11 protein-coding genes are annotated in these 13900 nt (G+C 45.5%); 9 read left to right on the top strand and 2 right to left on the bottom strand.

Translation table 11 applies throughout. The features are described from left to right. The first annotated feature begins 5 nt into the window (after positions 1-5). The 9 genes from CO692_RS03090 to CO692_RS03045 all read left to right on the top strand — a co-directional run bounded on the left by CO692_RS03090 (position 6) and on the right by CO692_RS03045 (position 11865). Positions 6-1256, top strand: a complete 1251-nt coding sequence (locus tag CO692_RS03090; protein ID WP_096741518.1) for an MFS transporter — start codon at positions 6-8, stop codon at positions 1254-1256. Further along, a complete protein-coding gene (arcC, locus tag CO692_RS03085) occupies positions 1253-2185 on the top strand; it encodes a carbamate kinase (RefSeq protein WP_077452859.1) in 933 nt (310 codons plus the stop codon). The genes CO692_RS03090 and arcC overlap by 4 nt, the downstream gene beginning before the upstream one ends. A 13-nt stretch (positions 2186-2198) precedes the next feature. Then, positions 2199-3416, top strand: coding sequence for a dicarboxylate/amino acid:cation symporter (locus tag CO692_RS03080; protein ID WP_096741517.1), 1218 nt, complete (start codon positions 2199-2201; stop codon positions 3414-3416). Positions 3417-3465: 49 nt separating this feature from the next. After that, the gene (gene allD, locus CO692_RS03075) at positions 3466-4527 is read left to right on the top strand and encodes an ureidoglycolate dehydrogenase (RefSeq protein ID WP_096741516.1); all 1062 of its coding nucleotides are present in this window, start codon (positions 3466-3468) and stop codon (positions 4525-4527) included. Positions 4528-4755: 228 nt separating this feature from the next. Further along, positions 4756-5238, top strand: a complete 483-nt coding sequence (gene ssb / locus CO692_RS03070) for a single-stranded DNA-binding protein (RefSeq protein ID WP_086291946.1) — start codon at positions 4756-4758, stop codon at positions 5236-5238. A 294-nt stretch (positions 5239-5532) separates the two neighbouring features. Further along, positions 5533-6243, top strand: a complete 711-nt coding sequence (locus tag CO692_RS03060; RefSeq protein ID WP_096741514.1) for a gamma-glutamyl-gamma-aminobutyrate hydrolase family protein — start codon at positions 5533-5535, stop codon at positions 6241-6243. A 28-nt stretch (positions 6244-6271) separates the two neighbouring features. Beyond that, positions 6272-7915, top strand: coding sequence for a peptide ABC transporter substrate-binding protein (locus CO692_RS03055; protein ID WP_096741513.1), 1644 nt, complete (start codon positions 6272-6274; stop codon positions 7913-7915). Positions 7916-8378: 463 nt separating this feature from the next. Further along, positions 8379-10133, top strand: coding sequence for an ABC transporter ATP-binding protein (locus tag CO692_RS03050; protein ID WP_096741512.1), 1755 nt, complete (start codon positions 8379-8381; stop codon positions 10131-10133). Then, positions 10117-11865: an ABC transporter ATP-binding protein gene (locus CO692_RS03045; RefSeq protein ID WP_096741511.1), complete on the top strand. Its 1749-nt coding sequence runs from the start codon at positions 10117-10119 to the stop codon at positions 11863-11865. Before CO692_RS03050 ends, CO692_RS03045 begins: the two co-directional genes overlap by 17 nt. Before the next feature lie 137 nt (positions 11866-12002). Here CO692_RS03045 and CO692_RS03040 read toward each other — a convergent pair whose 3' ends face one another. Both CO692_RS03040 and CO692_RS03035 read right to left on the bottom strand, forming a co-directional pair. Further along, the gene (locus tag CO692_RS03040) at positions 12003-12914 is read right to left on the bottom strand and encodes a LysR family transcriptional regulator (protein ID WP_096741510.1); all 912 of its coding nucleotides are present in this window, start codon (positions 12912-12914) and stop codon (positions 12003-12005) included. Positions 12915-13052: 138 nt separating this feature from the next. Continuing rightward, complete coding sequence (locus tag CO692_RS03035) at positions 13053-13892, bottom strand: MetQ/NlpA family ABC transporter substrate-binding protein (RefSeq protein WP_096741509.1); 840 nt, start codon at positions 13890-13892, stop codon at positions 13053-13055. Positions 13893-13900: the final 8 nt, after the last annotated feature.

The raw sequence follows: 13900 nt of genomic DNA, 5'->3' as shown, positions 1-13900 counted from the left end.
AAATCATGGAAATCAGTAACCAGAAAGATGCGGTCAAAGTAAGCAATTCTTACTGGAAAAAAGTCGTTGCTATTTTCTTTGTCGGCTGGATTTTAATGTACGCCACACGGACGATCTTCAATCCAATCATGGGTGTGATCGGAGAAGAATTTAATTTAAGCAACACACAACTAGGACTTGCCAATAGTATTTTCTTTTTGACATATGCCGTTGCGCAAATTCCTTTTGGCATCATCGGCGACAAAATCGGTCGCAAATTGGTGATCGCCCTAGGTTTTGTTTTATTGGCGGTGACTACGTACTTCAGTGGGCTAGCCACAAGCTTCGTTTTGTTCTTAGTGATTCGTGCCATTGCAGGGATTGGTCAAGGTGCCTATTACGGTCCGCAATACGCATTGTCTACCGAAGCGATTCCCGACAACAAACGGACCGTCGGAAATGCCATTATCAACAGTGGGATGGCGTTTGGAACGTCTGGCGGATACTTGCTTTCTAGTAAATTGGTCTTGGATAATGGGGGCCATTGGAGTCAACCCTTCTTCCTAATGGCGATTCCGACCTTGATTGTAGGTGTCTTGTTCTATTTTGTTTTGAAAGAAAAAGTGATTCGTCCAGAAGATGAAGGACAAGAAATAAAAGAAGAGGGGCCAAAAGAAAAGATTTCCTTGAAGCAGATTTTTTCAAACCGCAATCTCGTGGCAGCCTTTGTTCTATGCTTTACCAGCATTTATGCAAACTTTGTGATCATTACTTGGCTGCCGCAATTCTTGATTGCCGAGCGTGGCTTTGAAGGGGCGAGTGTCGGCTTTATTGCTTCCTTAGTCCCATGGGCATCAATTCCAGGTGCGTTGATTTTTGCTCGATTGAATGATAAAACAGGCGCAACGAAAAAATTAGTCTATTTATTGGTCCCATTGGCGACCCTTTCCGTATTTGCCATTGCCTTTGTAACGGATCGTACCTTATTGATCACTGTTTTGATTTTGTATGGATTGACTGGCAAGTTGGCGCTTGATCCAATCGTCGTGACCTTTGTGACGAAAAACGCACCAAAAGGCGCCTTAGGAACGACCTTGAGTGCCTATAACTTTATCGGGATGTCGGGGTCGATCTTAGCGCCTTATGTTACTGGCTTTTTAGCCGATTCTTTAGGATCGATGCAGGTCGGGTTTTACCTGTCTTGTCTATTACTGCTGATCGGATTAGGTGCTTTTGCCGTATTAGCAAAGGAAAATCAGAAGGAGAGCATAAAATGAGTTTGAATGTGATCGCGTTAGGCGGCAATGCTATTTTAGATAAAGACCCCAGTGATGAAGGACAAAAAGCAGTTGTTGCGCAAGCAGCACGTTATATTGCCGATTTTGTCGAAAAAGGGGAAAAAGTCATTGTTTGTCACGGCAATGGACCACAAGTCGGCAATTTACTGCTGCAGCAAAAAGCCGGGGAAAGTGAAAAAAATCCTCAATTGAAATTAGACAGCTGCGTGGCGATGACTCAAGGAAGTATCGGGTATTGGCTGCAAAATGCCTTGATCAATGAGTTTGCCACACGTCAAGCACATCCTTCAGTGATCTCATTAGTCACCCAAGTTCGTGTCGATCCAGCAGATCCATCCTTTGAGAAACCTTCCAAACCAGTCGGACCATTTTATAGTGAAGAGGAAGCCAATGCTGCGATGGCAGCCAATGGCGGGGTATATCAAGAAGATGCTGGGCGTGGTTTCCGCAAAGTGGTTCCATCCCCGAAACCGCAAGAAATCGTTGAAAAAGAAGCCATTAAAACATTGGTCGATGCTGGTGTGATCACGATTTGCGCCGGTGGTGGTGGCGTACCTGTCGTTCGCAACGATAATGGGTTTACTGGCGTGGAAGCCGTCAACGACAAAGACTTTACCGCCAGTGTCTTAGCAAAAGATGTGCAGGCCGATCGCCTGATTATTTTGACCGGTGTCGACAATATCTACATCAATTACAACCAGCCGAATCAGCAAGCCTTAGGGGAAATCAGTGTGGCACAAGCCAAGGGCTACATCGAGGAAGGCCATTTTGCAGCGGGCAGTATGTTGCCAAAAATAGAAGCTGCGATTGATTTTGTTGAAGAAGATGCAGCCAGAACCGCGATTATTACCTCAATCGAAAAGTTAGCTGAACTAGATCAGCATACAGGAACCATACTTCGAAAATAAAGAGGGGATCAAAGTGAAAGCAAAAAAACTACCGATGGTGACGCAGATCGTTATTGCCGTTCTTCTAGGGATTCTTTGCGGTTTGTTCTTTGGGCAAGCCGCTTCATTCCTAAAAATCTTGGGCGATCTTTTCTTGCGTCTGATGCAAATGGCGATCCCGTTATTGATCGTTGGACAAATCATTCAAGCAGTTGGGGGCATTACCCCGAAAGAACTCACACGTTTGGGTGGAAAAACGATCGCTGTCTTTGGGATTTCCTCCTTATTCGCTGCTGCATGGGGTGTGCTGATGGCGGTCTTCTTTGCTCCGGGCAAAGGGATCGACTTTTCACAAGCTGCCGGTGAACCTCTGCAAGCACAAGAAATTTCTATATCAGAGACAGTGATCAACTTTATTCCCACGAATATTTTCGATGCGTTGAGTAAAGGGTCAATTATTCAAATCATCGTTTTTGGGTTATTTTTTGGTGTTGCCCTCAATCGCTTTATGCAAAAGAAACCTGAGTCAGCTCTTTATAGGATGATCGTGGATCTGAATGAGGTCGTCATTGCCATCATTCGTTACGTGATGATCGTGGCACCAATCGGTATTTTTGCATTGATCGCTTCAACGATCAGCTCCCTGGGCTTGCAGATCATTTTGCCATTAGGCAGCTATTTGCTCATCTACGGTCTAGCCACCGTTACGTTCCTTGGGCTGTGGCTAGTCTTGTTGACCGTGTATTGTCGGATCAATCCGTTACGATTGATCAAAAATATGAAAAATATGTCGGTCATGGCATTGGCGACAACCTCTTCTGCCATCACACTGCCGATCGCTATGGAAGAATCCCAGAACAAATTAGGACTCAGTAGCCGCATCACCAATTTGGTATTGCCATTGGGCATGTCTTTGAACAGCAATGGGTCAGCAATGCATATGGCGATTACCGTCATGACGATCGCCCAAATGTATCAAATCAACTTTGACGGGATCCAAATGGTGACGGTAGCTGTCACTGCGACTTTCGTTTCTTTAGCCAATGCTGTTGTTCCCGGAGCGGGGTTAGTTTCCTTGGCAATCATCGTTCCCCAGCTCGGGTTACCAATCGAAAGCATTGCGCTATTTGCTGGTGTCGAATGGTTTGTTGGCATGCTGCGGACGATTTTGAACGTGAACTCAGACGTCTATTCAGCGCTGCTGATCGCTAAGTCAGCCGATGAACTCGATTATCGCGTGTTTAATCAATAGGAGAAGCCGTTGCCAAGCGTGCTTCTCTTTTTCATAAGGAGGAGAAAAGATGGAAGAAATGAGCAGACGTTCTCTGCTGGAATTAGAAGCATTAATGAAAAAGAAACTCTTGGCTGCTGGTTTGCCAGAAGCCGCTGCCAGTGAAACAGCGGCACATTTGACCTTTGCGGATGCGTGCGGGATCCATTCTCATGGTGCCGTGCGGATGGACTACTATGCCGAGCGTTTAGTAAAAGGCGGCATCACGCTGGAACCAAACATGTCTTTTGAAAAAACAAGCGCCGCTACCGGAATTTTCCACGGAGATAACGGTATGGGGCATTATGTGTGCAATGAAGCGATGGCGATCGCCATTCATCTGGCAAAAGAAGCCGGGATCGCTGCAGTAGGAATCGAGCAGACCAGCCATAGCGGGACGATGGCGTATTACGTCAAACAGGCTGCTGAAGCCGACTTAGTGGCGATCGCCATGTGTCAATCGGATCCGATGGCGGTGCCTTTTGGTGGGACCGAAAACTATTTTGGCACCAATCCAATCGCGTTTGCTGCACCACGAGCCAATCATCCGCCGGTGGTTTTTGATATGGCGACAACGGTTCAAGCGTGGGGCAAAATTTTGGACGCTCGTTCGAAGAAACAGCAGATCCCCGATACTTGGGCCGTAGACGAGCAAGGCTTGCCTACCACCGATCCCTATGCAGTCCAAGGATTATTGCCCATCGCCGGTGCTAAAGGATATGGCTTGATGATGATGGTGGATATTTTAGCTGGCTCAATGCTAGGCTTGGCTTTTGGTAAACAGGTCACCTCCATGTATGCGGACTTGACGGAAAAACGCCGCTTAGGACAATTCCTGCTTGTGATCGATCCATCTCGTTTTACCAACACCGAAACCTTCAAGCAAAGCATCGATCAGATGGTGACTGAGCTGCATGCAATCCCGCCAGTAGAAGGGCAATCACAAGTCTACTATCCTGGAGAGATCAGCCAAATACACTTTGAAAAAGCCCAGAAAGAAGGGGTCATGATCCCCAAAGCGATCATCGATTATCTCGAAAGCGAAACCCTCCATTTTGATCGCTATGGTAGTCAAGATTCCTTTGCTAAATAAAAATCCGCAAAAGGCAGTTGGTTCAGAGGGGGATTGAACCAACTGGTTTTTTGCTGTCTGGAGCAAAGAAAAGTTTTCAGTCAGAAAATCGTACATTGTTGGCAGGATCAGACGAATTCTTTGAGTTGGTTCATTTTGTTCAAAGCATTTCTTAAGCCATTCGACCTTTGATTGCTTGTTTTTTGGAATGTGGTAGAATAGGTCGCATAAGGTAAGATCACTCAAGAAATGAGAGAAAAGCGAGGATGCAACGTGGCAATGAATAAAGTGGTTCTTACTGGGAAAATCGCAGAGATGCCTAGTAAAGAAGCGTTTGATGCGGCGGACGATCAAAGCGTACGTTTTGATCTTGTCATTGTGTCTCAATGGCAAAACAGTGAAGAAGTGCACCATGAATGGTTTGCTTGTGTCGTTCATGGAAAACAGGCAGAGACCTTTTTACGGTATACTCAAAAAGGGGCAAGTATCAAAATCAATGGACACTTGCAAGGCTGTCCTTATGAAACACCAGAAGGTCAGAGACTTTGTGCGGCAGAAGTGGTGGTGGATAGCTTCCAAATCTTAGAGTTGGCAGAAGAACCAGCGGCGCCTTTTCCTAAAAAGCGGCCATCGACACTTGATGAAACGACGCAAACAAAGTCGATCCGTAATGAAAAAGATCCCCTAAAAACACAGATGCTGGAGTTTTTAAAAGACAATCGATTATTTTAATGACGAAACATGCGGAAAGCAACGGCTTCTCGCATGTTTTTTTACATAGAGAAAGCATTGGTAAAATTCAACTATATCTGACTAGCGGTGTTCTTTATTGCTTATCAAAGAGGGGGTTAAATAGAATGGTGATTGTAATAAATGATCGCGAAAGTGAAAATAGTATTTCACAAAAAGTGCGGATTGGTTTAGAATAGTTGAAACATATCTTGAGAAAAAGAGCGGCGCTTGCCTTGTGCAACTGCTAGATGCCGCTTTTTTTCTGAAAAAATCGTTAATCAGGGAGGGATGTCGATGGGCAAACCAATTATAGGGATCGCTGCGAATGAAGTGCAAGATGCTGGCGATGTACTGCATCATTTGCCGATCGCCTACACACCATTAGGGTATGTGCGAGCGATCCAGCAAGCGGGCGGACTGCCATTGCTCGTGCCAATCAGTGAGCCAGCTGCAGCTAAGGACTATGTTTCACAGATCGATAAACTGGTATTAGCTGGTGGACAAGATGTTTCACCCAAGTTTTATGGGCAGGAGGCCCATCAGGCAACTGGAAGCGGCTTGTTGGCACGGGATGAGTTTGAACTAGCGCTGATCGATGAAGCGCTGCTGCAAAAGAAACCGATCTTTGCGGTTTGTCGGGGAATGCAGCTGGTCAACGTGGCATTCGGTGGCACGCTGCAGCAAGACATCAGTACCTTCAGTGAGATCATTCATATGCAGGCACCGATTCCGAAAGAAGTGCCGACTCATGCCATCGCGACGGCTGAAAAAAGCATGTTGGCTCGTGTCTATGGTCAAAAAACAAAGGTCAATTCCTTTCATCATCAAGCGGTGGATCGATTGGCTCGTCCATTGCAAAAGACAGCTTGGAGTCCTGATGGCATCATTGAAGGCATTGAACACGTGGGTCAGCGTTTGTTGGCGGTTCAATGGCATCCTGACTTTGCCTATGATGCACTTATACAAGAACAAGCGGTTTTCAAGTATGTCGTTGACGTGTTGTAAGAAAGAGGATCACGCAAGGAGGAGAAAAATGAAAAAGAAAATGATTGGTATCGCTGCTTTCACATTATTGGTTTTAAGTGCCTGCAGTACCACGAGTTCCACGACGGATTCTGGACAGCAAGAGGAGCAAGGCGCCGTGGCGCAAGAGATTCAAGTGTCAACCGCTGGCGCCTTATCGACCCTTGATAGCGGGCAATACACGGATGTCAATAGTTCCGATATGATCGGACAAGTGGCAGAAGGGTTATACCGTCTGGATCAAGAGGGGGATCCTGAGCTTGCGATGGCAGCTGAAGAGCCTACGGTATCAGAAGATGGTCTGGTTTATACCTTCACCATTCGTGATGCAAAATGGAGCAATGGCGATCCTGTTACAGCGGATGATTTTGTCTACGCCTTTCAATATGTTGCCAATCCAGAGAACGGTTCTAGCAGTAGCAATCAAATGGATGTGTTGAAAAATGGCAGTCAAGTGCGTCAAGGGGACGCTGAGGTGAGTGAGTTAGGTGCCAAAGCATTGGACCAGCAGACGTTAGAGCTGACATTGGCAAGTCCAATCTCGTATCTGGATCAAATTTTGGTCGGGACACCTTTTATGCCAAAAAACCAAGCGTTTGCTGAAGAAAAAGGTGCCGATTATGGGTTATCAGCGGAAAATTTTGTCGGCAACGGCCCATTCTTGATCGAAGGGTGGAATGGAACCAACGAATCATGGACGTTAACGAAAAATCCTGATTATTGGGATGCTGAGAATGTCCAATTGACCAAGATCGACGTGCAAGTAGTGAAGGAAACGGCAACTGGTGTGAGCCTTTTTGAAACAGGGGAACTGGACTACACTACCTTGACAGATACTTACGCACAGCAATACCAAAACTCAGCTCAAGCCAACTATGTGCCAAAGGCGCTGGTGGGGTATTTAAGTGCCAACCAAAAACGAGAAGTCACAGGCAATGTCAAGGTACGTCAGGCGATTTTACAAGCCATCGACAAAGAGGCATTTGCCGAAAATATCTTAGGCGATGGGTCCACTGCATTGAACGGCTTTGTGCCAAGCAACTTTGCCAAGGATCCTGAAACAGACCAAGATTTTCGTGAAGAAAACGGCGATTTACTGCCGTATGATCTAACAGCCGCACAAGACCTTTGGGCGCAAGCCAAAGAAGAGCTAGGACAAGACGAGATCACCTTGGAGTTGCTATCGGCAGATACAGCAGCAGCCAAGAAAACCATCGAATTTGTCCAAGGGCAGTTAGAAACCAATTTGCCGGGATTAACCATCGATGCCAAGTCGATTCCTTTACAAAACCGCTTGGACTTGCAATCCCAAGGTGAATTTGATCTCGTCTTTGGGACTTGGACGCCGGATTATGCGGACCCAATCAACTTCTTAGAATTTTATGATTCGACAGGTGGCTTGAATACCTCTGGGTATGCTAGTGAAAGTTACGACCAAGGGTTAGCAGAAGCACGGACGACTTTAGCAAACGACCCAGCTGCCCGTTGGGACTTATTGAAAGAACTCGAAAAGCAATTGATCGTTGAAGATACAGCCGTTTTGCCGTTATATCAAGGAGCGGTGGCGTATTTGAAAACGGATCGCTTGCAAGGGGTGCAAGTGTTTCCTTTTGGACGAACAGTATCCTATCGCCTAGCATCTGTCACAGAATAAACAGGTAGTAAGAAAACAGAGGAACTTTTTTTCAACCAATTGTGCTGATCAAACAGCGCTTGTTGAAAAGAGGGGCATCTGTTTTTTTATTTTTGCCAAAATCCTTGCAACTCTTGGGATAAAACAGGAATTCGTTTTCAAAAAAAGGTTGTTAAAAAGGACTGTTCTGACATTCGCGTTTTTAGAAAAGTCAATCTTTTTTAAATAAAATTAATAAAAGTTGTTGCATTCTCAGAAACTTATCTGTAAAGTGTTAGGTGTAGTCAGCAAAATAAAAAGAGAAGGAGGGATTACGATGCAAAAAGTATTTGATAAAAAAACAACCAAATTGAATAAAGTGAATCCCTCATTCGGTAACCATTAGTGTACAGATAATGTCTATAATAACGACGTTTATGCTCTGTCCTTTTTCCGAAGGGACAGAGCTTTTTTGTGTACTTTTTTAGAATGTGAGGGATAAAACATGAAGTATGTATTAAAACAATTAACAACGTATTTTAAAGAACATAAGGTGCGCTATACCTTTGTATTCGTCTTTATGGTGATCGCTAGTGCGATGTATGTTGCACCGATCTATATTCTGCGCTTGTTCATCGATGCGTTGATTCAAGATAATTTTGATTACTCCGTACTGATCCAATATGTGAGTCTCTTCGCGGGAGCTATCTTGTTAGGATATTTGGCGGAATTTGTTTGGACGTTTAATTTATTTATTGGTTCCTACGATTTGCAAAAACAATTACGGGAACAATTGATGAGCCACTTTCTCAAAATGGGGGCGCCGTTTTACCATCGTTTCCGAACAGGTGATTTAATGACTCGTTCCAGTGACGATGTCCAAGTGATGGGGATGACCGTTGGGTATGGTCTGATGGTTTTCTTAAATACTAGTTTGTATCTAAGCTTTATCGTAGCGATGATGGCTGGGACGGTTTCTTGGTTATTGACCTTGATTGCCTTGATTCCAATGCCGCTTTTAGCCTATTACATTTTCAAATGGGGCTCGCAAGTCGATAAGGCGTTTACGGAAGCGCAGAATTCTGTTTCTGAGATGAACAGTGAAGTGCTGGAGATCATTGATGGCATTCGGGTCGTCCGAGCTTATGGACTAGAAGGAGCCACCACGGAACAGTTTCAAAAGAAAACACTGGAAACACGAGCAAAAAACAATATCGTTTCTGAGATCGATTCCCGTTTTGGGCCGCTGATTACCATCATCTTAGCGATCAGTTTTGTGATGAGCTTTGGTGTCGGGGCGTTTCTTGTTGCTAACCAAACGATCACCATTGGTGCGATGGTTTCTTTCCAAGTGTACTTGACAATGGTCGTTTGGCCGATGATCTCAGCAGGAGATCTTGTGAATGTGATGCAGCAAGGTGCTGCATCCTGGCGTCGGATCAATGAAGTGCTGCAGACAGGGGATGAATTAGAAACGCCAGGCGAAGCAGACCTGCAAGCCATCAATACGATCCGTTTTGAAGCATACCATTTCCAATACCCACAAGCAGCTCGCTATGTGTTAGAAGGACTGGATTTGACGATCACTCGTGGAGAAGTCTTAGGGATCGTTGGGAAGACCGGCAGCGGAAAAACGACGCTGCTAAGACAATTCGGTCACCGCTATCCATACTCTGATCAAGTACCCTTGATCAATGAGCAGCCCTTGACGGCCTATCAAACAACAGCCGTGCGCAACCACTTTGCAGAAGTACCGCAAGAACATACCTTGTTTTCACGAACGATTCGCGAGAACTTGTTATTCGGACAGCCAGACGCTTCCGAAGAAGTATTGTGGGAAGCCCTGGAAGCTGCTTGCTTTAGCGAAGACATCAAGCGGATGCCAGAAGGGCTCGAAACGATTGTCGGTGAGAAAGGCGTTTCCCTTTCTGGTGGACAAAAACAACGCTTGTCATTAGCACGGGCGTTTTTACGAAACAGTGAAGTCCTCTTACTGGATGATGCCCTTTCGGCAGTTGATGCCAAAACGGAACAAGCCATCATCACGAATTTGAAAACGATGAAGCAGGCACCGACCTCCATTATCGTGACCCATCGATTGTCCGCCATCACCGAAGCGGATCAAATCATCGTCTTGGAAGACGGACGGATCACACAGCGTGGTACCCATCAGATTTTGATCGAAACCCCAGGCTGGTACCAAGAACAGTATTACCATCAACAGTTAAAGGAGGACGATACAAGTGTTCTCAACGATTAAGCGCTTGCTCACGTATTTGAGCTATTATAAAAAACAATTTACCGTGGGCGCGATCTTGCTGTTGCTGGCAGCAGCGCTCGAACTGACTTCACCACTGATTGCCAAACAGCTGATCGACCGAGTGATGACACCGGCGGTTGACAGCAGAAACCTAAATACGATGCTTTTGATCCAATTACTCGCTGGGTATTTGCTGGTCAATTTGATTGGTTCCCTTTTTCGTTATATCAGCTTGCTACAATTGCGAAAAATGTCCAACAGTATTGTCAAAAAAATGCGGGATCAGCTTTTTGACCATATGCACAAATTACCGGTTTCTTACTTTGACCAGATTCCAGCCGGCAAGGTCGTCGCACGGATCACGAATGACACCGAAGTCTTGCGGTCTAATTTCTACGTGATCGTGATCAGTAATTTGTTAAGCAACATTATCCAAATCATTGGTGCGTTTATTGCATTATTTCTTTTGAATCGCACTTTAGGAGCAGCGATGCTGATTTTGATCCCGATTCTGGGCATCTGGCAGCATTTTTATACCAAATATGCCTCTCGTTACAATTTAGCAATGCGGGAATATATCTCACAAATCAGTGGGCAGTTAAATGAATTTGTCCAAGGAATGGCGATCATCCAAGCCTTCCAACGAGAAAAGCAGTTGCAGAAAGAATTTAATGAAACAGTAGAGAAATGGTTCAAAACTGGACGTAAATACCTCTTGCTCGATTCAAGTATCGCTTGGGGATTAGGCAATTTGTTGCGAAATTCAACGATCTTGATTTTGATCACGACCTTGGCCGCCTTTTTCCTTGATGGCCGCTTGGCGATATCAGCAGGTTTGCTGTATGCCTTTATTGATTACATCAACCGCCTGTATGATCCCATCGAGGGGCTTGTCCAAACCATCACCAACGTGCAGCAATCATTAGCTGCTGGACAGCGGGTCTTTGAGTTTGCTGATCAGCCGGTTGAAAAACAACAAAGTGAGCAGCTGACTGTTACGAATGGCGATGTTTCTTTCCAACAGGTGACCTTTGGCTACGACCCTGAGCAAGCGATCTTGCACGATATCAACTTTGACGTTGCCGCAGGAGAGACCATTGCTTTAGTCGGTCATACTGGTTCTGGAAAATCGAGTATTTTGAACCTGTTGTTCCGTTTTTATGATCCACAGCAGGGAAAAATCGTTGTGGATGGACAAGTGATCGCTGATTATGATCGTCATAGTTTAAGAGATTCAATGGCGATCGTCATGCAAGATCCCTATCTATTTACTGGAACGATCGCCAGCAACATCGGGATGAACGATCCAACGATCACCGAAGCGATGATTATCGATGCCTTGAAACAAGTCGGCGCTGACTACCTTTTGAGCCGTTATGAAAAAGGCATCCATCATCCAGTCGTTGAAAAAGGCAATGAGTTTTCTAGTGGAGAACGTCAGCTGATCAGTTTCGCCCGTGCATTGGTCTTTGATCCGAAAATCTTGATTCTGGATGAAGCGACGAGCCATGTGGACACTGAAACAGAGTCCATCATTCAAAAGGCGATGACCGTCTTGCAAAAAGGACGGACGACCTTCATGATCGCTCACCGTTTGTCAACGATCAAACAAGCCGATCAAATCTTGGTCCTAGACCAAGGGAAGATCGTGGAAAGGGGAACCCATGCGATTCTTGTCCAAGGGCAAGGAATCTATCAGCAAATGTATCAAATGCAGGCAGAACAGCTGTAATCAGCGGTGATTGCCGACAACGTTAACCGTAAAAGAAAATCCTTGAGCCTCCTGCATGGGAAGTGGCTCAAGGATTTTTAATATAATGCGAAGGTGCAGCCAATCATCTATGGGGAGTAGGAAGAGGAGGCCTTCGCTTATATATCAGTAGGAAAAGCGGCAAGGTGTTGTCGCAATTTTGCTAAGAATTGCTCGCCGATCACTGATAACGGGCGAGCGTTATTTTTAATGAGGATGATCTCACCCTCGGACGCGTCGATCAAAGGAAGAAAAGCCAAGCCTTGGCGTTCTGGTTGGGCAACGATCCCCGAGCCGGTTCCATAAAGATCCGTCTGCTGTAATAGCCGGACCATTGTGCCTCGATCGCTGACATGCACCACTTGAGGGCTTTGAGCAAAGTCGATCAAATCCTCGGAAAAGAACGAATAGCGTTCATCTTCTTGCAAAAAGCGTACTTGCGGATAAGGGGCGAGATCCTTTAAGGAAAGCTGCTTTTTTTCTGTCAAGGGATGAGTCGCTCGTAAAAAGACATGGGGGCGAAACCGTCCCAATGCCTCGAAGGACAATTGGGCGCCTTGTAACAGTCGTTCCAATCCTGCTTGGTTTTGCTCATTCAAATAAAGAACCCCAAATTCACTTCGATATTGCTGCACGTCCGTGATTACCTTTAAGGTCGTGGTTTCTAATAGGCGAAACTGGCGACAGTCGGGAAATTCCTGCAGCAGCTCACTGAAAATTCCAGCCGTGAAATCATAGTGCTGGCTTGCGATGGCGAAGGTTTGACTCGCTGCTTGCTTGCTGGAAAAACGCGTTTGCAGCTGCGCCACTTGACTCAAGATCGGCTGGGCATGGTCTAGAAATTCCGAGCCTTCAGCAGTCAAGCGGGCGCCTTGATTCGTACGCTCAAAAAGCTGGACCTCCAATTCTGTTTCCAACTCTTTCACGGCTTGGGAAAGACTTGGCTGCGAAAGATACAGCCGTTTGGCTGCTTCACGAAAACTTCCATGGTCAGCAATCGCTTGCACGATCCGCATTTGTTGAATATTCAATTTTTGGCCTCCTTTACAAAGATTCAGATGGAAAAGGGTCTACCAATCAATAGTAGTCAGTTCTTTTACTTCTATAATAATAGAAGCTTCTTTAAAAAATAAGACGACAGTTGCTGCTTATTGCTACTTTTCAAGCGGTCATTGCAATTCCTCAGGAATAAACCAATAACCCGTTTGATTCTCTTCTGCCAGCAGTTCTTTAAAGGCTTCAGAATGATAAGCTGCCACCACTGCCTGTGCCCAATCACTATCTTTATTGGCTTCTTTTACCGTTGCCACCAGTTCATATTCTTGCAAAATGTCTTCACTTAATAGGCTTTCCTCTGCAGCGATTCCAGCACTATAAACGATGCTGCCGGGAATCACCGCATAGTCTAAATCTGCTAAGCTGCGGGGGATTTGGGCAGAATCCATCTCGACGATGTCCAGGTCATAAGGATTGTTAGTAATGTTTCTCAAAGTCGCGGCAATGGGCGCCACTTCGGAGTCAAGCTCGATCCAGCCGGCTTTTTGTAGCAGCAACAGGGCACGGGTACTATTTGACGGATCATTGGGGATCCCGATGGTATCGTTTGCTTCAATCGCTGTTAAACTGTTCTTTCTGCCAGGATACAAGCCGGCTGGAACGGTAGGAATCGGTGTGATACCCACTAAATCGGCATCCGTGTTTTCATTGAAGTTTTCTAAATAGGCGGTGTGCTGATCGACGTTTAAGTCGATCTCGCCATCGTTCAATGCAATGTCCGCTTCCAAGACCCCAGTAAAGCCAATATCCGTCACAGTATAGCCAGCTTCTTCTAAAATCGGTTTGATTCCTTTGAGAAATAGTTCACTGTAAGGCCCTGGTGTCGTCCCCAATCTGATTTCTGTTTGCTGTTCCTCGGCATTTCCCGTTACTTCTTCTTGATTGCCACAACCGGCAAATAAAACTAAGGACAATAAACCAATGCCCACACCCAATCGAATCTTTCGTTTCATAACTTTTC

Origin of the sequence: Enterococcus sp. FDAARGOS_375 (assembly GCF_002393265.1) — a bacterium.
In the GTDB taxonomy this organism is placed as follows: domain Bacteria; phylum Bacillota; class Bacilli; order Lactobacillales; family Enterococcaceae; genus Enterococcus_D; species Enterococcus_D innesii.
This window is presented reverse-complemented; position numbering and strand designations above follow the sequence as displayed.

What these genes read in the sequence shown, in the direction of transcription:
- CO692_RS03055 (WP_096741513.1), top strand. Translation starts at nt 6,272, where the DNA reads ATGAAAAAGAAAATGATTGGTATCGCTGCTTTCACATTATTGGTTTTA.
- CO692_RS03060 (WP_096741514.1), top strand. Translation starts at nt 5,533, where the DNA reads ATGGGCAAACCAATTATAGGGATCGCTGCGAATGAAGTGCAAGATGCT.
- CO692_RS03090 (WP_096741518.1), top strand. Translation starts at nt 6, where the DNA reads ATGGAAATCAGTAACCAGAAAGATGCGGTCAAAGTAAGCAATTCTTAC.
- CO692_RS03035 (WP_096741509.1), bottom strand. Translation starts at nt 13,892, where the DNA reads ATGAAACGAAAGATTCGATTGGGTGTGGGCATTGGTTTATTGTCCTTA.
- arcC (WP_077452859.1), top strand. Translation starts at nt 1,253, where the DNA reads ATGAGTTTGAATGTGATCGCGTTAGGCGGCAATGCTATTTTAGATAAA.
- ssb (WP_086291946.1), top strand. Translation starts at nt 4,756, where the DNA reads ATGAGAGAAAAGCGAGGATGCAACGTGGCAATGAATAAAGTGGTTCTT.
- allD (WP_096741516.1), top strand. Translation starts at nt 3,466, where the DNA reads ATGGAAGAAATGAGCAGACGTTCTCTGCTGGAATTAGAAGCATTAATG.
- CO692_RS03050 (WP_096741512.1), top strand. Translation starts at nt 8,379, where the DNA reads ATGAAGTATGTATTAAAACAATTAACAACGTATTTTAAAGAACATAAG.